Genomic DNA, 18590 nt, shown 5'->3' on the forward strand with positions numbered 1-18590 from the left:
GTGTCAACTCGCGCCGCCGGGAGGTGAGTCAAGCAGGCGGCACGAGCAGGCCACAAGATCTTGCAGGGTTTTGCAGAAAATCTTTTCAACGGTGGACGGCCCGCCGCCGGGCGGGAACAAGGGGGCGTCAGACGGGGAAGAGGCGCTCCAGGACCGCCGCCACGCCGTCCTCCTCGTTCGTCGGAGCGATCTCGTCGGCCCTGCGCAGGAGTTCGGCGTGCGCGTTGCCCATGGCGACGCCGTGGCCCGCCCAGGAGAGCAGCGGGATGTCGTTGGGCATGTCGCCGAACGCGACGGTCCGTTCGGCGGTGAAGCCGAGCAGCCGGGCCGCCGCCGCGAGACCGGTCGCCTTGCTGACCCCGGCCGGGAGGAGCTCGACCATGTTCTCCCCCGAGTGGGTGACCGCGACCGCGTCCCCGCAGACCTCCTCGGCGGCCGCGGCGAGCAGGTCGTCGCCGAGATGCCGGTGCCGGAGCAGCACCTTGTCCACCGGATGCGTCCAGAGTTCGTCCGGATGGCCGACGACCCGCCAGCCGCACCACGGGTCGTCGTCGAAGCCCGGCGTGACCCGGAACTCCCCGTCCAGGCCCGAGGTCACCACGGCGAGCTCCAGCGGACCCACCCGCTCGGCGATCCGGTCGACCAGGGCCCGGACGGCGGGGCGGTCCAGGGTGGCGGACGTCAGCAGCCGGTCGGCGCCCACGTCGTACAGCTGCGCGCCCTGTCCGCAGACCGCGAGGCCCGAGTACTCCAGCCGCTCCAGGAGCAGGGCGCGGCAGCCGGCCGCGGGCCGGCCGGTGATCACCAGGTGCAGGGCACCGGCGTCCCGGACCCGCGCCAGGGCCGCCCGCGTCCGGTCCGAGACGCTCAGGTCGCGGCGGAGGAGGGTCCCGTCGAGGTCCGTCGCGACGACGGAGAACCGGGCGGACGTCCGCCCGGACGGGTTCTGTGCGGTCTGCTGGCTGGTCACAGGCGCGTCTTTCCTTCGGAGTCGTGCGGGTCGTGCGGGTCGTGCGGGTCGTGCGGGTCGTGCGGGTCGGGCCGGTCATGCGGGACGGACAGGTCGTGCGGGACGGACAGGTCGTGCGCGTCGGACCGGTCGGACAGGCCGTGCGCGTCGGACCGGTCGTACCGGTCTGACCGGTCGTACAGGTCGAGCAGGGCGTGGGCGGCGAGCGTGGCCGCGTCGGTGATCCGCCCGGCCCTGACGAGGTCGCGCCACTCCCCGGGGTCGGCCCACCGCTGGCGCATGTCCGCCTCGGTCGCCTCCCGTTCGGGCCGCCCCTGGACCAGCTCCTCGGCGAGGAAGACGTGACAGCCCTGACTGGCGTAGCCGTACGCCACGTGGACACGGCCCAGATAGGTCATCCGGCCGGCCCGCAGCCCGGTCTCCTCGCGCAGCTCCGCGCGCGCGAGCCCGAGCGGGTCCGCCGGCTCGTGGTCCTCGGGCCAGGAGCCCTGCGGGAACTCCCAGTACCGGCCGCCGACGGGGTAGCGGTACTGCTCCACGAGGTGCACCCGGCCGTCCTGGCGGGGGATCGCCAGGGCGTAGTCGGGCTTGTCGACGACGCCATAGAGGCCCGGGGTGCCGTCGGCGTGCACGATGTCGTCCTCGCGGACGGTCATCCAGGGGTTGCGGTAGACCTCTCGGGACCGGACGGTACGGATCACTCCGCCTCCTTCAGCAGCACGCGCAGGCCCTCCGCGACCCCGCGCACCCGCAGGCCGCGGGCGGCGAGGAAGTCGTCGAGGAGCTCGCTCGTGAGGCAGGTGTTGGTGGGGCGGCTGGCGTAGCGGCCGGCGGCCTTCGGGACCCGGACGACCAGCGACCGGGGCGCGCCGAGCGCGTCGGCGAGGGCCTCGGCCCAGTCCGCGCGAGAGATCCGGTCGGGGCCGCCGAGGTGCAGCAGCGGGGGTGCCCCGGGAGCGAGCACGGCCGCCGTGACGGCCGCGACGTCCTCGACGAGGACCGGGGTCGTCCACTGGTCGCCGGGGACCTCCACCGGCTCGCCCGCGCGCAGCCGATGGGCGCAGGCGGAGAAGAAGTTGAGCCACTTGGTGGTCTCCGGCGGCTCCCAGCCGTAGATCAGGCTGACCCGGAGCACCGTCCCGTCCGCCGACTCCCGGACGATCCGCTCGGCGGCGAGCTTGGCCCGGCCGTAGGCGTTGGCCGGGGCCGTGGGCGCGGACTCGCCGTTGACCGGCGAGCTCCCGTCGAAGACGTTGTCGGTGGAGATCAGCACCGTGCGCCGCCCGGGAGCGGCGGCCGTGAGGCGGGCCGCCGCGGCCGTGTGCAGGGCGGCGGCCCGCGCGGGGTCCGCCTCGCACCAGGTCACGTCGGAGGGGCCGTGCACCAGGACCAGCCGGTCGGGGCGGACGTCCGCGACGACCGACGCGCAGGACCCGGCGTCGGCCGCGTCGAGCCGTACCCACGGCACCCCTCCGGTCGCGGTCCCGGGCGGCCGGCGGGAGGCGAGGACGGGCTCACCGCCTTCCGCCGCCAGGTGCGCGGCGACCGCGCGGCCGACGAAGCCGCTGCCGACGACGAGCGTGCGGGTCATCGGGCCGACACCGCCTTCGGGACGGCGCCGCGCAGGGCGAGCAGCCGTCCCGCGCCGATCAGGCCGTGGTCGTCGTCGGGTTCGCCGAGGACGACCATCGCCCGGATCTCGTCGGCGGTGAGGCCGAAGCAGCCGAGGCGCACGAGTTCCTCGGTGAGCAGTTCGGCGTAGCGGGCGCCGACGGCCAGCGCGAACCCGCCCATCAGGACGTACCGGCGCACGCCGATCGACGTGAACACGGAGGTGATCGCGGAGGCGAGGTGGGCCAGGCCGCCGCGCAGGACCTCGGTCGCGAACGCGTCGCCCGCCCGCACGGCGGCGGCCAGCATCCGGTTGTCGAGCCGCTCGGGGTCGGGGGCGGTGAGGCCGAGGTACGAGCGGGCGTACCGGTCCGGCTCGGCGAGGGCCGCGCGGCGGGCGGCGGCCAGGGCGCCACGCCCCGAGGCGATCCCCCCGAGGTGACCCCGTCCGCCGCAGTCGCACAGCGGGGCCCGGGGACCCGGGTCGCAGGTCCAGTGGCCGAGTTCGCCGCCGTGGCCCTCCGGGTCGAGCAGCACCTCGCCGCCCCGGTAGACCTTGCTGCCGATCCCGGAGCTGACGGTGATCAGACAGAACGGCTGGTCCCCGTCGCCCCCGGGCCCGGCACCGACGTACCGCCAGACGGCTGCGGTGATGTCGTTGACCACGACCACCGGCAGGCCGAGCCGCTCCTCCAGGAGCAGGCGCAGCGGCAGTTGCTCGCCCCGGCCGCCCCACACGGTGGGGGCGGTGACGACCCTGCCGTCGGCGGTGACGGGGCCCGCGAAGGCGACGGCGAGCGCGCTGCTGCCGTGCCGCTCGACCGCCTCGGCCGCGAGGTCCGAGAACTGCCGGACGATCCTGTCCTGGAGCTCGGGGACGGAGGCGCCGGGGTGGCGGGCCATGCCGTCCGTGGGGGTGCGCCGGACGTCGGTGAGGGCGCCGGTGCCGGCCCCGTAGCGGGCGATCCGCAGCGTGGTGCCGCCGAGGTCGGCGACGGTGAAGGCGGAGCCGGAGAATCCGGAGGATTCGCCGTACTCGGAGGACTCAGACACGGGCCTCTCCCCGGGCGTGTGCGGTGGCCGCGCCGTGCGCGGGCTCTGGGATGTGGACGGGGACGCCGCCGTACGCGGACGGGGCGTCCACCTGCTGGACGAAGCCGTCCTCCAGGACGATCGCCGAGTCGATCTCCGCCCCCGGCGGGACGACCGCGCCGGGCAGCAGCACGCTCCGGCTGACCCGCGCGCCGCGCCCGATCCGTACGCCGGGGAAGGCGACGCACCGCTCGATCCGGCCCTCCAGGTCCAGGTCGGCGGGGACGACGCTCCGCTCGACGCCGGGCGCCGCCACCACCAGGCGGCGTTCCGTGCCCGGCGCGAGCGTGCGGGGCAGCCGGCCCAGCGGCAGGGTCGCGCGGTCGTCGAGCATGGCGAGGTGGGCCCGGTGGTAGCGGTCGACGGTGCCGATGTCCTCCCAGTGGCCCGCGACCTCGTGACCGAGGATCCGCTCGCCGCCCGCGAGCATCGCGGGGATGACGTCCCGGCTGATGTCGTGCTGCCAGTCGGTGCCGTCGAGGAGTTCCAGGTAGCGGTGGAGCACGGCCGCGTCGAAGACGCAGAACGCGGCGAACACCAGGTCGCTCGTCGGCTCGGCGGGCTTCTCGACGAACCGGGTGAGCTGCCCCGCGCCGTCGAACTCGACCATGCCGAAGAGGTGCACGTACCGGCGCTCGATCCGCTGGTACGCGACGGTCAGCGCCGCCCCCGAACGGCGGTGCCGCTCGATCAGCGGCCCGTAGTCGAACCGGTAGACGTGGTCGGCGTGCAGGACCAGGACCTCGGAGGCGCCGCCGCCGAAGACGTACGGGGCCTTGCGGATGAGGGCGTCGGCCGTGCCGCGCTCCGGCACACCGGTGGGCTCGGGAAGCGCGCGGGCGCCGCCCTCGCGGTAGGCCCGGTCGTGGGGCCCGAAGTGGACCCGGAACCCGGGTCGCCACCAGGTGCGGTGGAGGTCGTCCATCAGCCGCCGCTCCTCGTACTGGGAGAGCAGCAGCACCTCGTCGAGGCCGGAGTCGGCGGCGTTGGCGAGCGAGAAGTCCACCAGGCGGCAGGCGCCGCCGAACGGGACCAGCGGCTTGAGCCGCCCGTGGCCGAGCCTGCCCATGCGGCGGCCCTCGCCGCCGGCGAGCAGGACCGCGCGTACCCCGTCAGCCATGGTTCACCAGGTCCCAGGTCGAGCGGCCGTTGTCCAGGGTGACGAGCAGGTGCAGCCGGCCTTCGCCGCCATCGGGCACTTCGCCGGTGAACTCGTCTCCGTTCTTGGTGAGTTGGTGTACGAGGACCTCGCGCCGGCCTGTCGCGGCGCCCGGCGCGAGGTGGACGAGCTCCACGCGTTCCGCGTGCGGCAGCCGGTAGACGACACGCCCGTCCCGGACCGCGCAGCGGCCGTCCAGGCGGGCGCGCAGGGCGGGATCGCTGTCCGCGGTCCGCTCGCAGCGGGCGAAGTCGGCCCGGTTCCAGGCCGCTTCGAAGAGCGCGCGGGCCGCCCGCGGGGAGAGCGGGTGGCAGCGGGCGTAGGCCTCGGCGTCGCCCAGGCGGAGCGCCGCCTCGGCGACGGCCTCGCGCTCGTTCTCGTACGCCTCCTCGGTCAGCAGGTCGAACCAGCCGTACCTGAGGGCGAGTTCCGTGCCGAGCGGAGCGGCCTGCCGCCCCTCCCAGAGCGGGGTGAACGCCTCGACGTGGAGTCGCGCGACGCGCTCCCAGGTGAACTGGCGGGCGTTCGCGACGGCGTTGGCGCGCAGCCGGCGGTACTCCTCCGGCCGGTCGCGGAGCAGGGCGGTGGCCTGGTGGAAGCGGCGGGCGAGCGCGTCGACGAGCAGCGGGTCGTCCTCGGCGAAGGACCGGTTGACGGCGAAGCCGGTGGCCCGGTCGGCCTCGGGGCCGTCCACGGGGTCGGCGACGTGGCCGAAGTGCGCCATGCCGAGCTGGGCGGTGGCGATCGGCACCGCGCCGGCGGCCATGGCCTCGCCCTGGGCGATGAGGAAGGTGTCCATCTCGAACTTGGACGGGAAGACGCAGAAGTCCGACGAGGCCGCGTACGCGAGCAGCCGCCGCTCGTCGACGCGCCGCCACTCCAGGTGGACCCGGTCCTTGTGGCGGGCGACGACGTCGTGGACGTACGGGTCGGGGATGCCCTCGTCGCTGATGCAGCGGAGGACGAAGTTGGCGTCGAGGCCCTCGCCGAGGACCCGGTCGACGGCCCGGAACAGCTCGACCTGGCCCTTGTGGTTCACCGCGTACCGCGCGTTGTGGAAGAACGTGGGGAGGGCGGGGTCGAGGCCGAGGCCGCCGAGGACGGCGGCCCGGTCGACGTCCGGCGGTCCGCCGGTGGTCCACGCGTCGCCGACGGCGCAGCCGCCGACGAAGCTCTTGTGGGCGTTGCGGCGGACCGTGTCGTGGACGGGCAGGGTCGCGAAGAGCTGCTCGAAGGGCGTGTCGGCGAAGGCGGTGTAGAAGTCCCGGTGCCCGGGGGAGAGGAAGTCGACCAGGTCGGCGTGGTCGGCGACCAGGTCGTAGACGCCGATGTGGTCGGGGCCGTACTCGTAGTGGAGGTGGGTGAGTTGCTGGTATCCGCTCATCACCGCCTCGTGCGGGGCGGGCGCGCCGTCGGTGTCCCCGGCCGGCGGGGCCGGCGGGAGGACGTGCCCGGCTCCGAGGAAGTCGAGGAGCCGCTCCACCTTGGGCCGGTAGACCTTCTTGGTGATCGGCATGTTGCTCTGCACGGTGCCGACGACCGCCTTCGTCGGGTCGTCCCGGAAGGCCGCGGGCAGCAGGTAGTGGTAGTACGGCTCGTGGGCGTGGACCACGGCCTTCTCGTCGGCGAAGCGGTGGCGTACGAAGCGGACGCTGTCGACCTGGAAGGCGAGCGGCTTGAAGAAGACGAGGTCCTGGCCCTTGCTGGAGTACGGCGGGTAGAACCGGTCCGGCAGCTGGTCGAGCAGCTCGTTGGAGAGGAAGTAGAGGTCCACGCCGTCCAGGCGCAGCAGGTGCGCGGTGGTGGTCAGCGGGATCCGTACCTCGGCGGGGTGGCGGTCGCCCCAGACCCGCGGGTCGAGGACGAGCGGCAGCTCGTACGTGTCCCGGTACGCGACCTCCTCCAGCGGGTAGTGGCGGCGCAGGTCGTCGAGACGGCCGTGGGCGGGGGTGACGACGGAGACGCGGTGGCCCTGCTCGGCGAGGGCCGTGGAGAGGTTCCAGAGGTAGACGGATATGCCGCCCTGGAGGTAGCGGTGGTCGAAGCCGCCGCACTCGAAGTAGGTCTCGATGATGTGCACGGGTGTCAGTCCTCCGCCCCGGCGCCGCGCGGGCCGGAGGCCTCGACGGCGTGCCGCAGGTTGATCGCCGCGTGGTAGCCGCGGTCGTGGGCGTACGCGTAGTCGAGTTCGTGGATCAGGCGGCGCAGCCGGAAGACGCGCCAGGCCGGGTGGCCGGTCAGGTCCCGGCCCTCGGTGATGAGGAGTTCGCCCGTCCGCGCGGCCCAGAGGTTGGCCGCGGCCTGGAGCCTGGCGAGCTCGGCGAGGTCGCGCTCCGTCCAGCCGGGGGTGTCGGGACGACCGCCCGCGGCCGTGAGCAGGGCCGTGCGGCAGGTGTCCTCGGAGTCCTTGCCGAGGACGTCGGCGGCGTGGTCGGAGAACTCGTCGGCGGTGAAGATCTCCAGGCCGCGCTGCATGGCGGCGAGGTCCTGCCAGGGCGACTGGGCCGTGGCGGGGTCCTCCGGGTCCGGGTGCGGGGTCGACAGGTCGATGACGCACAGCTCCCAGCCGCCGTCCGGCCGGATGCTCCGCAGCAGGTGGGAGAGGTGCAGGTCGCCGTGGCAGGGGCCGGCGGGCCACGGCCGCGCCGGGAGGGACGCGGCCCGCTCCAGCTCGCGTTCGAGTCCGGCGACGGCCGCCTCGCGGACGGCCACGGGGAAGCGGGCGTCGGCGAGGAGCTGCGGGCGCAGCGCCGCGAGCTTCTCCGCGGTCCAGTCGCGGAAGCGTCCGGCCGGGAACTCGGGGTGCGGGCCGAGCCGTTCGGCGAGGTCGTGGTGGAAGCCGCGGAGGAACGCGCCGGCCTCGCGCAGCGGCGCGACGAGCGCGCGCTGCGAGGCGGCGACGGCCTCGCGCGGGTCGGCCCCGGCGGCGAGGAGCGGCCACATCGCGCGGATGCCGTCGCGCAGCGGGACGTTCAGGCCGTCGCCCTCGGCGTAGCGGTAGAGCACGCCGAGGGGTTCGCGGGTGCCGGTGGCCGTGTCGACGTAGGTGTACGTGCCCACGGGCCGCTGGGTCCGGCCGCTGTCGGCCATCAGCCGCAGGAGCTCGGGCTCGCGGGTGCCGACGCCGATCCGCCGGTAGCTCTTGTGGGCGTGCGGGGCGCCCGCGAGGTCGACCAGGGAGAGGGCGTTGGAGGACCAGCCGGGCTCGAAGGGCAGCTGCCCCCGGTACTCGGCGGGCTCGCCGCGGAACTCGACGACGTTGCCGCGCCGGGTGGGAAGCCGCAGGCCGTCGCGCATGGCCTGGACGACGAGACGGTCGTAGGTCTCGGTGCGGTCGGCCGCCGTGTCCTCGTCGTCCACGACGGGGACGAACCACCGGCCGGCGGCACCGGGCGCGGCGACGTCTCCGGTGCCGTCCCCGGTGCCGTCCCCGGCCGGGGCGACGACCAGCAGGCGGACGGATCCGAGGACGGCCTCGTCGACGAGGTCGAAGCGTCCCGCGCGGCGGGCGCTCTCCTCCATCCAGGGCGCGGTGCGCAGGAGTTCGACCGTGGCCGGCGGAAGGCCGCCGAGCAGCAGGGTGTCCAAGGTTCAGCTCCCGGTCATCTCGTAGCGGTCGACGCCCCGGTTCCAGACCAGCAGGGCGAGCGTCGCGACGGCGACGGTCACCACCGGGAGCCAGAGCAGCAGCTCCGTCTCCCCGAACAGCAGGTAGGACACCGGGACGTACGCGGTGAAGGCGTAGGGCAGCAGCCAGGTCAGCAGCCACCGGAGGGACGGGTGGTACAGGCCGACGGGGTAGCCGGAGAAGTCGCCGAGCTGGTAGGCCGAGCAGAGGGCCGGGAAGCTGTTGGTGGTCCAGAAGGCGAGGGCGGCGAACGCCGTCTTGATCGAGGCGAGGATCAGCGCCCCGCAGAGCGCCAGGACCGGCAGGAGCAGCAGTCCGGCGAGGCCCGGCCCGTCGTCCATGGCGTACACGGCGTACGCGATGATGCCGATGCCCGTGACGACCTCGCCGAACCCGTCCGGGTAGAGGAAGCGCTCGGAGAGCACGGCGTACAGCGGGTGGACCGGCCGGATCATGTACCGGTAGAACTCGCCTGACTGGATGAGCCGTTGGGCCACCAGCCACAGCTGGTCGGTGAACATCCGGTCCAGGCCGCGCGGCAGCTGCGAGAAGCCGACCAGGAACAGCACCTGGTGGTAGTTCCAGCCCGCGATCACGGGGACCTGCGCGAAGACCATGCCGATCACCGCGAGCTGGCAGCCGACCCGGAGGAGCAGCCCGCCGGCGCCGATCAGGAAGTCCATCCGGTACTCGGTGAGGCGGCGCAGGCTGACGCCGCTGAGCTGCCAGGTCAGCCGGGAGTAGCGGGCGAGGGTGGTGAGGGCGCTCATCCGCCGAGCACCTCCACCCTGCGGACGGCGGACCGCCAGGCGAGCGCGGCGAGGACGGTCGTCACGGCCGCCCAGACGGCCTGCCCGGCGAGGATGCCCGCGGCCTCGCCGTACCCGTCGTAGTCGCCGAGCAGCAGCCGCAGCGGTCCGTCGACCATGCCCTGGAACGGCAGGGCGTGCGCGACGGCGGCCAGTGGGGCGGGCATGAGGGCCAGCGGCACGACCTGGCCGCCGAGGAAGGCGACGACGCCGTCCTTGACGACCCGGATGCCCCAGATGTTCGTGGTGACGAAGGCGGCGAGACCGACGAGCAGGTTCACCCCGAAGCCGATGACCAGCGAGAACGCGGTGGCAACGACGAACATCAGGGCGTCCGGCCAGGTCGGCGTGGTGAGCGGGACGAACGGCGCGTACAGCAGCACCACCGGGACCGCGACGAGGGCGGTGTTGGTCGCGGAGACCGGCAGCGCCGCCGCGAACCGGGTCAGCGGGTAGCTGACGGGACGCAGCAGCGAGACGGCGATGTCGCCGCGTCGCACCTCCTCGGAGACCGCCTCGTCGACCCGGTTGGCCTGGAGCAGCCCCATCACCTGGGCGAGGAGCACGTACGTGGTGAGCTGGGCGAGGTCGTACCCGCCGGGCGGGGAGCCCGTCCGGCCGGCGTACACCGCGCGCCACAGGAAGACCTGCACGCCGACGGCGGTCGTCGCGGTGACGGCGCTGACGACGAAGGTCGAGCGGTACTGGAGGAGGCTCTGCAGGCTGCTCGTGGCGAAGGGGCCGTAGCGCCGGAGGGAGACGGCGCTCACGCGCGGACCTCCTCGGTGACGTCCGGGACCGGCTGCGTCTCCTGCGTCTCCTGCGTCCTCTGCGTCTCCTGCGTCTCCTGCGCCTGCGGCGACCCCTGGGAGCCGACCCGCGCGGTGTAGATCCGGCGCAGGACGGTCTCCAGGTCGGGTTCCGGGGCGACGCAGTCGGCCAGGTCGAAGTGGTCGAGCAGGAAGCCCATCACCTGCCGGGCCGACCAGCGGTCGGACGGGTAGTCGACGCGGATCCGCCCGCCGTCCGCCGGCCGGGCGGACACCCCGGGCAGCTCGCGCTCGACGAGCTCGACCGCCCGCTCGGCGGACGGCCCGCCGTGGTACTCGAAGACGACCGCCCGGGTGTCGGCGGTCCGCAGCAGCTCGTGCATGCCGCCCTGGTGGACGACCTCGCCGTGGCTGACGACCAGGACCTGGTCGCAGATGGCGGTGATGTCGCCGATGTCGTGGCTGGTGAGCATGACGGTGGTGCCCAGCTCCGCGTTCACGTGGTTGACCAGCTCGCGCACGGCCTCCTTGAGGACCAGGTCCAGGCCGACGGTCGGTTCGTCGAGGAAGACCACCGCGGGGTCGTGCAGGAGGCTCGCGGCGACCTCGGCCCGCATGCGCTGGCCGAGGCTCAGCTGCCGCACGGGGGTGTTGCCGAGGGCGTCGATGTCGAGCCGGTCGCGGTAGAGCGCCAGGTTCCGTTCGTAGACCGCGTCCGGGATCTCGTAGATCCGGCGCAGGATCCGGAACGAGTCGATCACCGGCAGGTCCCACCAGAGCTGGCTGCGCTGGCCGAAGACGACGCCCATGGCGGCGGCGGTGCGGCGGCGCTCCTTGTACGGCTCCACGCCGTCGACCAGGGCGCGGCCCGAGGTCGGGTGCATGACACCGGTGAGCATCTTGACCGTGGTGGACTTCCCGGCGCCGTTGGCACCGATGTAGGCGGCCTTCACGCCCTTCGGGATCTCGAAGGAGACGCCGGAGACCGCGCGGACGATGCGGTGCTCGCGGCTGAGGAGCGTGCCGAGGCTGCCGAGCAGGCCGGGCTTGCGCTCGTGGACCTTGAACTCCTTGACGAGGTTCTCGGCGACGATCACCGGCTCGCCTCCGTCACGCGCTCGAGGGCCTTGCCGAGGAGGGTGACGCCCTCGTCGAGGAGGGCCCGGTCGATGGTGAACGGCGGCGCGAGCCGGATGACGTGCCCGCCGATCGCGGTCCGCAGGCCGAGGTCGAGGGCCGCGAGGTACACCTCGCGGGCGATGTCGGGCGCGGGCGCGCGACTCTCCCGGTCGCGGACGAACTCCAGGCCGTGCAGGAGCCCGAGACCCCGTACGTCCCCGAGGACGTCGAACCGGGCCTTGAGTTCGGCCAGGCGCTCGTCCATGACGGCGCCGAGTTCGCGGACCTGGTCGACGAGCTTGTCGCGGGCGACGACCTCCAGGGTGGCCCGTGCGGCGGCGATGCCGAGCGGGTTGTTCGCGTACGTGGACGCCGTCGACCCGGCGTTGCCCGCCGCCGGGTGGCGCAGCACCGAGGAGCGGCCCGCGAGCGCGGCGAACGGGAAGCCGGAGGCCGTGCCCTTGGAGAGGGTGACGAGGTCCGGTTCGATGCCGAGCTGCTCGCTCGCGAGGAAGGAGCCGGTGCGCCCTCCGCCGGTGAGGACCTCGTCGGCGACGAGGAGGACGCCGTTCTCGCGGCAGGCGTCGGAGATCTGCTCCCAGTAGCCGGGCGGCGGCACGATGACGCCGGCGGCGCCGAGCACCGGCTCGAAGACCAGCGCCGAGACGTTCGGCTTCTCCGCGATGTGCCGGCGGACGAGCGTCGCGCAGCGCACCCCGCAGGAGGGGTACTCCAGGTCGAGCGGGCAGCGGTAGCAGTACGGGGAGTAGCCGAGGACGCTGTTGCCCGCGAAGGCCTGGTTGCCGATGTCCCAGTGGACGAGCATCCGGGCGCCCTGGGTCTTGCCGTGGAAGCCGTGGCGGAGGGCGCCGACCCGGTTGCGGCCGGGTTCGGCGACGGCCTGGACGGCGCGCAGGGCCGCCTCGACGACCTCGGCGCCGGTGGAGAAGAAGGCGTACGTGTCGAGCTCCTCCGGCAGCAGCCGGGCGAGCAGCTCGCAGAGTTCCGCCCGGCCCTCGGTCGCGAAGTCGTGGACGTTCCACAGCTTCGAGGCCTGCTCGGTGAGGGCGGCGACGACCTCGGGGTGGCAGTGGCCGAGCGACTGCGTGAGGGTGCCGGCGGCGAAGTCGATGTACTGGTCGCCGTCGAGGTCGGTGAGGACGGCGCCCCGGCCCTCGACGAAGACCCGGCGGCCGAGCGCGGACTCCTCCGAGGCGCCGGGGGCGAGGTGGGCCGACTCGCGGGCCAGCAGGTCGAGCTGGCGGGGGCCGGTCATCGGGCGCCGCCGATCGGGGCCAGCTCGAAGACGAGGAGGTGGAGGTCGGCCTCCGAGTCGTTGGCGAGGCCGTGGCGGCCGAAGGGGCGGTTGACCACGACGTCGCCGGGGCCGACCGCGAACTCCTCGTCGTCCACGGTCATCCGGCCGCGGCCGGCCAGGACGACGTAGGTCTCCTCGTCGTTGCCGTGGCGGTGCGTGCCTATGGAGGTGCCCGGCGGCAGCACGACCAGGTCGATGAAGGCGACTCCGGCCGGGGCGCGCATCCGGTCGAAGGCGCGGTGGACGTGGATGGTGCCGATCCCGTCGTGGTCCGAGGTGACCGCGCGGAGCAGCCCTTCGTGCAGGTTGGAGACCCGGGCGCGGGTGACTCCGCGGGTCGGTTCGGACGGGATCATCGATGTGGCTCCAGAAGTGGGTGGGGGCGTACGGGCGGGCGCCCTCGGCGTACGGGCGGCTGCCCTCGGCGTACGGGGCGCGCGTGCTCGGCGGGGCGCGCGCTCGCGGCGGTCGACGGGCTCGGCGGTCGACGGGCTCAGCGGGCGACGGGCTCGGCGGGCGCGGGGCGGACGGCCAGGGCGTCGAGCGCCTCCTCCAGGGCGGCGGCCGGGACGTCCTCCAGGTCGTCGACGAAGACCGCCGTGCCGATCCCGTCCGGCACCACGAGGTGCAGTCGCCTGCCGCGCCGCTCCCAGGAGGCCCGCAGCGCCCGTTCCATCAGCTCGGGCGTGCAGGTGCCGGGGTCGTACACGGGCAGGTCGAGCGCGGCGATCAGACGGACGATCCGCTCGCAGTCCTCCGCGCTGATCAGGCCCATGACACGGGCGAGTTCGCTGGAGATCGCCATGTCGATGGCGACGGACTCGCCGTGCGCGACCCGGTACTCGCTCGCGGTCTCGATCACGGGCCCGAAGGTGTGCCCGAAGTCGACGAGCCGGGCCAGGTCGTGCTCGCGGAGGTTGGGGCAGAGCTCCTCCATCATCAGCGCCATGGAGGTGCGGAGCACGTAGTCCTCCACCCCGCGCCCGCCGGAGGCGCCGGCCAGCCAGGCGGGCTCGTCCACCGGCCGGCGGAACACCTCGGGGCACGCCTCCAGGACGCGGAAGAGCCGCTCGTCCCGGATGACCGCCATCTTGGCGATCTCGCCCATGCCGCAGCGGATCTGACGGTCCGGCAGGGTAGTCAGGAAGGCCGGGTCGTTGAGCGAGGCGTGGGCCGGGTGGTAGGCGCCGAGCATGTTCTTGGTGCCGAGGGCGTTCACGCCGGTCTTCACGCCGACGCCGACGTCGACCTGGCCGACGAGCGTGGTGTTGACCTTGATGTAGCGGACGCCCCGGCTGTAGATCGCCGCGGCGAAGCCCACCAGGTCGCAGGTGACCCCGCCGCCGAAGGCGAGCATCACCCCGCGCCGGTCGAGCCCGGCCGCCTTGGCCTCGGCGCAGATCGTCTCGACCGCGTCCATCGTCTTGTGGTGCTCGCCGCCGCCGATCCGCACCACCGACCAACTGCCGGGAGCGAGGCGGGCGTCGAGGTAGCGGCGTATGCGCTCGCCGTAGAGCCGGTCGACGGTGGGGCCGAGGAAGGCCACGGTCCGGCGGCCCTCGCAGTGGTCGGCCAGGGCCGGGTTCTCGGGGTCGAGCAGCGAGCCGACGATGTCGACGCGGTACGCGACGCCGTCCGGCGACAGAAGGGCGAAGCCTCTCTCGTCGGCTCTGACTCCGGGTTCGGTGACTGCTGTCTGCGTCGTCACGGCACTCCTCGGATCGGCCGGCTGCATGCCGGAGTGATCGTCAACTCCCTGGGAGGCGCCAGTGAAACAGCTGATCGATACCGGCCACAAGAGATCTCTGAAAATTTCAGCAACCTCTTGCATGCCGGTCACGCGCGCTGCGACCATCGGGACCCGCCGTCCCCACCGACCAGACCCTGCCGAGGAGCTCCCCATGACCGCACCCGCCGCACCGGCTCCGGCCCGGAGCAGGACGTACCAGGGCTGGTGGCACGACGCCGTCATCTACCAGGTCTATCCACGCAGCTTCGCCGACAGCGACGGCGACGGCCGCGGCGACCTCCCGGGCATCCGCAGCCGCCTCGGCTACCTGCGGGAGTTGGGCGTCGACGCGCTCTGGATCTCGCCGTTCTACACCTCGCCGCAGGCCGACGGGGGTTACGACGTGAGCGACTACCGGGCCGTCGACCCGGTGTACGGCAGCGTCGCGGACGCGGAGGCGCTCATCGTCGACGCCCACGCCCACGGGCTCCGGGTCGTCGTCGACCTCGTCCCCAACCACTGCTCGGACGACCACCCCTGGTTCCGTCAGGCTCTCCGCGAGGGCGCCGGATCGCCGCTGCGCGACCGCTTCCACTTCCGCCCCGGACGGGGCCCGAACGGCGAACTGCCGCCCAACGACTGGATCTCGCTCTTCGGCGGCCCCGCCTGGACGCGGACCACCGAACCCGACGGCACGCCCGGCGAGTGGTACCTGCACCTGTTCGCCCCGCAGCAGCCCGACTTCGACTGGGACTCCCCGGCGGTACGGGACGAGTTCCGCACCATCCTCCGCTTCTGGCTCGACCTCGGCGTCGACGGCTTCCGGGTCGACGTCGCCCACGGCCTGGTGAAGGCCGCCGGGCTCCCCGACGTCGGCCACCACGAGCAGCTCGCCCTGCTCGCCGAGAAGCGGGTCCCGTACTTCGACCAGGACGGCGTCCACGAGATCTACCGCGACTGGCGCACGGTCCTGGAGGAGTACTCCGACCAGCGCATCGCCGTCGCGGAGGCCTGGACCGACACCCTGGAGCGCACCGCCCGGTACGTCCGGCCCGGCGAGCTCCACCAGGCCTTCAACTTCAAGTTCCTGAACGCCGCCTGGGAGGCGGCGGAGCTCCGCGAGCTGATCACCCTCTCGCTCGACTCCATGCTGGCCGTCGACGCCCCCACCACCTGGACCCTCTCCAACCACGACGTCGTCCGGCACGCCAGCCGGTACGCCGAGGGGGACCCGGCCCGCGGCACGCGCCGCGCCAGGGCCGCCGCGCTCCTCATGCTCGCCCTGCCCGGCTCCGCCTACCTCTACCAGGGCGAGGAGCTCGGCCTCCCCGAGGTCGACGACCTCCCCGACGAGGTCCGCCAGGACCCCTCGTTCCGGCGCCCCGACGGCGGCAACGGCCTGCGGGACGGCTGCCGGGTGCCGATCCCGTGGTCCGGCACCGAGGCCCCGTACGGCTTCGGGCCCGCGGACTCCGCCCCCACCTGGCTGCCCCAGCCGGACCGGTGGGCCGAGCTCAGCGTCGAGGCCCAGTCCGGCGACCCGCGCTCCGTCCTGGAGCTCTACCGCAGCGCCCTGCGCTTGCGCCGGGACCACCCCGCCCTCGGCGCGGGCCGGGCCGTGGAGTGGCTGGAGCCCGTCCCCGGCGTCCTGGCCTTCCGCCGCGACAGCGACGCCGGCGGCCTGGTCTGCGCGGTCAACACCTCGGACCGCCCGGTCCCGCTCGACGCCACCGGCCTCGGCGACCCCGTCCTGTGGTCCGCCGAACCCCCCGCCACCGACGCCACCGGAGCCGTACTCCTCCCGGCCGACAGCACCACGTGGTGGCGGGCGCGCTGAACGCCACGAGGGCCCGGGGAGCGGTCCCCGGGCCCTCGGCCCCGCGTACTTCCCGTCCGGTTACGGTGCCGCCGGGCGCCCCACCAGCTCGCGGAGCACGTCCTCCATCGTCACGAGACCGGCCGGCTTGCCGTCCTCGTCGAGGACCGCCGCCAGGTGCGTACGGCTGCGGCGCATCGCCGTCAGCACGTCGTCGAGCGGCGTCGCCGCCCGCACCCGGGCGATCGGCCGCATCGCCGACACCGGGAACGGCAGGTCGCGCGGGGTGACGTCCAGGGCGTCCTTGACGTGCAGGTAGCCCAGGATCCGGCGCTCCGCGTCGAGGACCGGGAAGCGCGAGAAGCCCGTCGACGCCGACAGCGCCTCCAGCTCCTCAGGAGTCGTCTCGACCTGCGCGTACACCACCTTCTCCGCCGGCATCACGACGTCACGGACCGGGCGGCGGCCCAGTTCGAGCGCGTCGTGCAGCCGCTCGGCGGCGCGGTCGTCCAGGAGGCCGGCGTCGCCCGCGTCGGTGACCATACGGGCCAGCTCGTCGTCCGAGAACGTGGCCGCGACCTCGTCCTTGACCTCCACCCGCAGCAGCCGCAGCAGGGCGTTGGCGAAGGCGTTGATCGCGAAGATCACCGGCCGCAGCGCCCGCGCGAGCGTCACCAGCGGCGGGCCGAGGAGCAGCGCCGTACGGGTCGGCTCCGCGAGCGCGATGTTCTTCGGGACCATCTCGCCGAGCAGCATGTGCAGGTACGTCGCCACGGAGAGCGCGATCACGAACGAGATCGGGTGCACCAGGCCGTGCGGCACGCCCAGGGCGTCGAAGACCGGCTCCAGGAGGTGCGCGATGGCCGGCTCGGCGACGATGCCGAGGATCAGGGTGCAGAGCGTGATGCCGAGCTGGGCGGCGGCGAGCAGCGCGGAGACGTGCTCGAGACCCCAGATGACGCTGCGCGCCTTGCGGTCACCGGCCTCTGCCAGGGGCTCGACCTGACTGCGGCGGACGGAGATCAGGGCGAACTCGGCGCCGACGAAGAAGGCGTTGACGACGAGGGTCAGGAAACCGATCAGCAGCTGGATGGCGATCATCGGCCGGCCTCCCCGTTCTCGTGCGCCGCTTCGCGCGTCTTCTCGTTCCCCGTCCCGGGGGACTTGTCGTTCCCGCTCCTGAGGGACTTGTCGTCCCGGTGACCGCGTCCGTGGCGGTGTCCGTGACCGTGCTCCTCCGCGTCCTCGTCCTCCGCGTCCCGGATCGGGGCGTGCATCAGGACGCGCGCCGCGCGGCGGCCCGAGGCGTCGACGACGTCGAGGCGCCAGCCGGCGAGCTCCACGCTGTCACCGACGGCCGGGATCCGGCCGAGCTCGGTGGCGACGACGCCCGCGAGCGTCTCGTACGGGCCGTCCGGCACGCGCAGGCCGATCGCCCCGACCTGGTCCGTACGGGCGGCGCCGTCGGCGGACCAGAGCTCGCGCCCGTCCGCGTCCTCGCCGGCCCGCGCCAGGTCCGGCGTCTCGTGCGGGTCGTGCTCGTCGCGGACCTCGCCGACGACCTCCTCGACGATGTCCTCCAGGGTCACGACGCCGGCCGTACCGCCGTACTCGTCGATGACGACCGCCATGGTCTGCTTCCCGGACAGCCGGTCGAGGAGCCGGTCCACGGTGAGGGTCTCGGGGACGAGCAGAGGCTCGCGGACCATGTCGCCGATGCGGCGGCGCGTCCGCTCCTCGGCCGGTATGGCGAGGACGTCCTTGATGTGGGCGATGCCGACGACCGCGTCGAGGCTGCCCCGGTAGACGGGGAAGCGGGAGAGACCGGTCGCGCGGGTCGCGTTCGCCACGTCCTCGGCGGTCGCCTGCACGTCGAGCGCGGTGACCTGGACGCGGGGCGTCATCACGTTCTCCGCGGTGAGCTCGGCCAGGTTGAGCGTACGGACGAACAGCTCGGCCGTGTCGGCTTCGAGCGCGCCCTCCTTGGCGGAGTGCCGGGCGAGCGCCACGAGCTCCTGCGGGGAGCGCGCGGAGGCGAGCTCCTCCGCCGGCTCCATGCCGAGACGGCGCAGGATCCGGTTCGCGGTGTTGTTGAGGTGGCTGATCAGGGGCTTGAAGGCGGCCGTGAACACCCGCTGCGGGTTCGCCACGACCTTCGCGACCGCGAGGGGCGAGGAGATCGCCCAGTTCTTCGGGACCAGCTCGCCGACGACCATCAGGACGACGGTCGACAGGGCGGTGCCGAGGACGAGGGCGACCGAGGAGGCCACGGAGGGGGAGAGGCCGAGGGCCTCCATGGGGCCCTGGATCAGCTTGGCGATCGAGGGCTCGGCGAGCATGCCGACCACCAGGTTGGTGACGGTGATGCCGAGCTGGGCGCCGGAGAGCTGGAAGGTCAGCGACCGGACGGCCTTGAGCGCGCCGGCCGCTCCGCGCTCGCCGCGCGCGGCGGCGGCCTCGAGCTCGCCGCGCTCGACGGTGGTGAGCGAGAACTCGGCCGCGACGAAGGCGCCGCACGCGAGCGACAGCAGCAGGGCGATCAGGAGCAGGAGCACTTCGGTCATCGGTT

The 18590-nt window shown here is 73.7% G+C and carries 16 protein-coding genes; 1 reads left to right on the plus strand and 15 read right to left on the minus strand.

Going from position 1 to position 18590, the window contains the following annotated elements:
• Window positions 1-127 precede the first annotated feature (127 nt).
• The 13 genes from AB0G79_RS20495 to AB0G79_RS20555 all read right to left on the minus strand — a co-directional run bounded on the left by AB0G79_RS20495 (window position 128) and on the right by AB0G79_RS20555 (window position 14184).
• Window positions 128-970, minus strand: coding sequence for an HAD-IIB family hydrolase (locus tag AB0G79_RS20495; RefSeq protein ID WP_360808323.1), 843 nt, complete (start codon window positions 968-970; stop codon window positions 128-130).
• A complete protein-coding gene (locus AB0G79_RS20500; RefSeq protein WP_360808325.1) occupies window positions 967-1671 on the minus strand; it encodes an NUDIX hydrolase in 705 nt (234 codons plus the stop codon). The genes AB0G79_RS20495 and AB0G79_RS20500 overlap by 4 nt, the downstream gene beginning before the upstream one ends.
• Window positions 1668-2561, minus strand: a complete 894-nt coding sequence (locus tag AB0G79_RS20505) for a sugar nucleotide-binding protein (protein WP_360808327.1) — start codon at window positions 2559-2561, stop codon at window positions 1668-1670. The genes AB0G79_RS20500 and AB0G79_RS20505 overlap by 4 nt, the downstream gene beginning before the upstream one ends.
• Entirely contained in the window at window positions 2558-3634 is a 1077-nt protein-coding gene (locus AB0G79_RS20510; RefSeq protein WP_360808329.1) for an ROK family protein, read from the minus strand. The genes AB0G79_RS20505 and AB0G79_RS20510 overlap by 4 nt, the downstream gene beginning before the upstream one ends.
• Entirely contained in the window at window positions 3627-4793 is a 1167-nt protein-coding gene (locus AB0G79_RS20515; RefSeq protein ID WP_360808331.1) for a sugar phosphate nucleotidyltransferase, read from the minus strand. Before AB0G79_RS20515 ends, AB0G79_RS20510 begins: the two co-directional genes overlap by 8 nt.
• Window positions 4786-6912 carry a glycogen/starch synthase gene (locus tag AB0G79_RS20520; RefSeq protein ID WP_360808333.1) on the minus strand — a complete coding sequence of 709 codons (2127 nt, stop codon included), beginning with the start codon at window positions 6910-6912 and terminating at the stop codon, window positions 4786-4788. The genes AB0G79_RS20515 and AB0G79_RS20520 overlap by 8 nt, the downstream gene beginning before the upstream one ends.
• Before the next feature lie 5 nt (window positions 6913-6917).
• Window positions 6918-8420 (minus strand): hypothetical protein, encoded by a 1503-nt coding sequence (locus AB0G79_RS20525; RefSeq protein WP_360808335.1) that lies wholly within the window; start codon window positions 8418-8420, stop codon window positions 6918-6920.
• 3 nt (window positions 8421-8423) lie between these two features.
• Window positions 8424-9230, minus strand: coding sequence for an ABC-2 family transporter protein (locus AB0G79_RS20530; protein WP_360808337.1), 807 nt, complete (start codon window positions 9228-9230; stop codon window positions 8424-8426).
• Window positions 9227-10039, minus strand: coding sequence for an ABC-2 family transporter protein (locus AB0G79_RS20535; protein WP_360808338.1), 813 nt, complete (start codon window positions 10037-10039; stop codon window positions 9227-9229). Before AB0G79_RS20535 ends, AB0G79_RS20530 begins: the two co-directional genes overlap by 4 nt.
• Entirely contained in the window at window positions 10036-11136 is a 1101-nt protein-coding gene (locus AB0G79_RS20540; protein ID WP_360808340.1) for an ATP-binding cassette domain-containing protein, read from the minus strand. Before AB0G79_RS20540 ends, AB0G79_RS20535 begins: the two co-directional genes overlap by 4 nt.
• A complete protein-coding gene (locus tag AB0G79_RS20545; RefSeq protein WP_360808342.1) occupies window positions 11133-12434 on the minus strand; it encodes an aspartate aminotransferase family protein in 1302 nt (433 codons plus the stop codon). Before AB0G79_RS20545 ends, AB0G79_RS20540 begins: the two co-directional genes overlap by 4 nt.
• Complete coding sequence (locus tag AB0G79_RS20550; RefSeq protein ID WP_360808344.1) at window positions 12431-12832, minus strand: cupin domain-containing protein; 402 nt, start codon at window positions 12830-12832, stop codon at window positions 12431-12433. The genes AB0G79_RS20545 and AB0G79_RS20550 overlap by 4 nt, the downstream gene beginning before the upstream one ends.
• Window positions 12833-12969: 137 nt before the next feature.
• The gene (locus AB0G79_RS20555; protein WP_360808346.1) at window positions 12970-14184 is read right to left on the minus strand and encodes a sedoheptulose 7-phosphate cyclase; all 1215 of its coding nucleotides are present in this window, start codon (window positions 14182-14184) and stop codon (window positions 12970-12972) included.
• 193 nt (window positions 14185-14377) lie between these two features.
• Here AB0G79_RS20555 and AB0G79_RS20560 point away from each other — a divergent pair, with 193 nt between their 5' ends.
• The gene (locus AB0G79_RS20560; RefSeq protein WP_360808349.1) at window positions 14378-16042 is read left to right on the plus strand and encodes a glycoside hydrolase family 13 protein; all 1665 of its coding nucleotides are present in this window, start codon (window positions 14378-14380) and stop codon (window positions 16040-16042) included.
• Window positions 16043-16102: 60 nt separating this feature from the next.
• Here AB0G79_RS20560 and AB0G79_RS20565 read toward each other — a convergent pair whose 3' ends face one another.
• Window positions 16103-17122 (minus strand): hemolysin family protein, encoded by a 1020-nt coding sequence (locus tag AB0G79_RS20565; RefSeq protein ID WP_360808351.1) that lies wholly within the window; start codon window positions 17120-17122, stop codon window positions 16103-16105.
• Window positions 17119-18585, minus strand: coding sequence for a hemolysin family protein (locus AB0G79_RS20570; protein ID WP_360808353.1), 1467 nt, complete (start codon window positions 18583-18585; stop codon window positions 17119-17121). Before AB0G79_RS20570 ends, AB0G79_RS20565 begins: the two co-directional genes overlap by 4 nt.
• Window positions 18586-18590 lie beyond the last annotated feature (5 nt).

Source organism: Streptomyces sp. NPDC020807, assembly GCF_040641575.1.
Taxonomy (GTDB): domain Bacteria; phylum Actinomycetota; class Actinomycetes; order Streptomycetales; family Streptomycetaceae; genus Streptomyces.